This is a genomic window from Streptomyces sp. NPDC058701, assembly GCF_042715295.1.
Taxonomy (GTDB): Bacteria; Actinomycetota; Actinomycetes; order Streptomycetales; family Streptomycetaceae; genus Streptomyces.
On the sequence record NZ_JBHXSY010000121.1, the window covers coordinates 1 to 3,229 of the forward strand.

General features: G+C 65.8%; 2 protein-coding genes and 1 pseudogene. 1 reads left to right on the plus strand and 2 read right to left on the minus strand.

All coding sequences use genetic code 11. From position 1 onward, the window contains the following. Nucleotides 1-53: 53 nt before the first annotated feature. A pseudogene (locus ACFWW8_RS38310) lies at nucleotides 54-152 on the plus strand (IS5/IS1182 family transposase); the annotation flags it as partial. Nucleotides 153-167: 15 nt separating this feature from the next. Here ACFWW8_RS38310 and ACFWW8_RS38315 read toward each other — a convergent pair. Both ACFWW8_RS38315 and ACFWW8_RS38320 read right to left on the minus strand, forming a co-directional pair. Then, nucleotides 168-890, minus strand: coding sequence for a hypothetical protein (locus ACFWW8_RS38315; RefSeq protein WP_386537500.1), 723 nt, complete (start codon nucleotides 888-890; stop codon nucleotides 168-170). A gap of 988 nt (nucleotides 891-1,878) precedes the next feature. Continuing rightward, a protein-coding gene (locus ACFWW8_RS38320; protein WP_386537503.1) for an IS3 family transposase occupies nucleotides 1,879-3,083 on the minus strand; the annotation gives its coding sequence in 2 pieces (ribosomal slippage) (nucleotides 1,879-2,843 and nucleotides 2,843-3,083; 1,206 coding nt in all). Between the last annotated feature and the right edge of the window lie 146 nt (nucleotides 3,084-3,229).

Sequence of the window (3,229 nt, forward strand, 5' to 3'; positions counted from 1 at the left end):
CGCCTGCTCGCTCATCTGCTGGCGACGCCTGAAGTCATTCCGATAGCAGTTCTAAGGGCTTCCGCGCCGTCGCCACACGCTACGAGAAACGCGCTTACATATACCTCGGCACCGTCACCCTCGCAGCCCTCATCATCTGGCTCCGGACATGATCCAAGAAGCAGTGCCTAGGAGACCCGCGTGACCTTCATGGTGTAGTTCACCTTGCAGTCAGCGGTGCCCTCCGCGCCGAAGAAGGACCCTGAGGAGAGGGGCGTGTTCGCCAGCGTGGTGTCCAGCACCTTGTCCACCTTGGTCACGCAAACGGCGTCGTCACCCCACATGTCGTCATGGTCCCACCAGTCCGCACCGATCGAGAAGTGGTTGCCGATCTGTGCGCGCATCTTGATGCTGCTGGAGCTACCGCTCGTGGCGAAGTCGAAGTTGGTGCACGTGTCCCGCCTGTCACTGTGGCAGAGGCCGTAGGGGACGTTGGCCGTCGACCGCGAGACAAGGTCATTGGGGACGCTGTACTTGTTGGCGTTGACGCCCGTCAGATAGCACTGGTCCCAGTATCCGCAGTCTGTCCACGTGGTGCCTGCCCTACCCGATCGCTCCCAGTTGTACGAGCTGAGAAAGTCTCGGTAGGTGGAATTCGGCTCGTAATTGTGCCAGTCCGGGTTCTCGGCGTTGACCATCGAGAAGGCGCCGTACATCTCGACGCTTTCGCAGCCGTAGGCTTCGAGGAAATCGCAGTCGTGGATGTCGCTGAGCGTCAGGTTGTCAAACTGTACCTCTATGTCGTACCAACCCGTCGAGGCCTCCGCGGCGGACGCCGAGAACATAGTCATGGAGAAGGACAGAGCGCCTGCCGCGACGGCAGATGCCGCGATCTTCTGTATGTGATTCACCTGTTGTGCCTCCTTGTGCGTGCAGCGTACCGTCCGCTTTTTCCGGTATGAGAGTAAGAAATGCTCCATTCCTGGGGTGCGGCATTCGCCACGGAGGATGTCCGGTTCAGAGGCGCGGTGGGGGCCGCCCCATCAGTTCGCGGTCAGGTGCAGCGTCCTGCGTACCGCTGGTCAAGCGGCGCCGTTGTCGGCGACGACGGCGCCGTACGCCGTCAATGCCCTGGCGATGGTCTTCGCCTGCGGACTCGGACGGGCGAGGTCGCGGCCATGGGAGGCGCGACCCCGTGCCCAGGGACAGGGGTTCGGGTCCACGAAGCCGGGCCGGGTCGCGGCGGATGGAGCGGATCGAGTAGCCGTCAATCGGCGTGGGTGATCACAGAGATCCATTGATGTGAGCGGTGAGTTCGCCGACGAAGTCCGTGAGGAGTTCCACTTTTCGCCGGAACACGCCGGGATCGCCGCACAGGGAGATCCGGACCAGGCTCTGGTGCGGGGAAGCGCACGTGGAGGTGATCACGCGACCCCGCCCGTCCGGCACGGGTGGGCCGGCGAAGCCGTCCGCGGGGGCCACCACCACGGCCTCCTCTCCCTCAGGAGTCGGTCCGCGGACGCGTCCGCCGCCACCCCGGTCCGGGAGCAGTCCAGCAGGCGTTACCACCCCCGTCGGGCGTGTCGGGTGTCAGGCCGAGCGCAATCAGGACCGGGAAGCACCGCATCGCGGTTGTCCATGACGTGCTGCCTGTTGCGTTCCGCTGCCTTCAGGCCGTGCAGTACCACCAGGCCGGCGTACTGCACGGATTCGGGCACGGCGGTGGCCTCCTGAACAGCCCGCACGGCACGGGCGTGGGCGGGGCGGGGGCACGGCGAGGTAGCCGAGCCGCCAGCTCCCGGCGTGCACCAGGTCGATGCGATGAGCCTGAATTCCCACAGACCGCCCCGCGGGGGGTACTGGGGTTTGAGGTGACCCCCGGAGTGTGGACACAGGGGTTCATGCTGCGAGTGAGAGTTTAGTTGCCTTGTGGTGCTGCTGTTCGAACTCCATCGGGGAAAGGTAGCCGAGCGCGCTGTGGCGTCGGCGGGCGTTGTAGTAGATGAGCCACTCGAAGATCGCCAGCCTCGCCTGCCGCATCGTCGAGAACAGCTTCCCGTTCATCGTTTCTCGTTTCAGGCCCTGCCAGAAGCTCTCGGCGAGGGCGTTGTCGTAACTCGAGCCGACTCTGCCCATGCTCCTGCGGATGCCGTATTGGTCGCAGACCTGGGCGAACGCGGCGGACGTATATTGCGATCCGCGGTCCGCGTGGAAGATCACTCCGGTGACGTCACCCCCACGGGCCGCGATCGCGGCCCGGAGCGCGTCGATGACGAGTCCGGCGCGCATGTGCGGGGCCATCGAGTAGCCGAGTACCCTGCGGGAGCGGATGTCGATGACGCAGGCGAGGTAGAGCCATGTGGCTCCGACCTGCACGTATGTGATGTCGCCGCACCACTTCTCATCCAGTGTGCCGGCGGTGAAGTCCCGCTGGACCAGGTCGGGCACCGGCGGCGCGAGCCGGTCCGCAACGGTCGTGCGCTTCTTCTTGCGCAGGTGGCGGCCGACGATCTGGTGCTTGCGCATCAGCCGTGCGACCCGCTTGCGGTTCACCGTGTGACCGAAACCGCGTAGTTCGGCATGGACGCGAAGTGCCCCGTAGTTGCCGTGGTGTTCGGCGTGGATGTCGCGGATCTCGGCGGCCAGGGCGTCCTCGTCCGCCTGCCGGGCGGCCCGCACCTCGGCGCCGGCGATCCACCGGTAGTAGCCCGAACGGGAGACCTCCAGCGTCCGGCATATCCGCTTGATGCCGAAGACCTCGGCGTGGGCGGAGACAAAGTCCCAAGCGGCGGTCTTCACTTCATCTCCCGGGCGAAACAGGCGGCTGCCCGGCGCAGGATCTCCCGCTCGAGCTGCCATTCCTTCTCGGCCTTGGCCAGCCGGGCGTTCTCCGCTCTCAGCCGGGCCAGCTCGGCCTCGGTGTCCTGCGGCGCGCCGGCCGCGGCCGGACGGCCGTCTGCGTCACGCACCCAGGTCCGCAGTGTCTCGGGGTTGACGTTCAGATCGGCCGCGACGTCCCTGAACGTCCGCCGGCCGGCCGAAGCCCGCCACAACGCGATCGCGTCGGACCGGAACTCCGCACTGTACTTCGAGGGCCTTGCCACGTGGTCTACACCTTCCAGGATCAACAAGATCCATTGTCAGGTGTGTCCACACCACAAAGATCACCTCACCTGGGCCTTGACCCCGGATCCTGGACACGGTCCATCGGGCGCAGGCCGATCGCTTTCGGCGCCGGAAAAGGACAGCA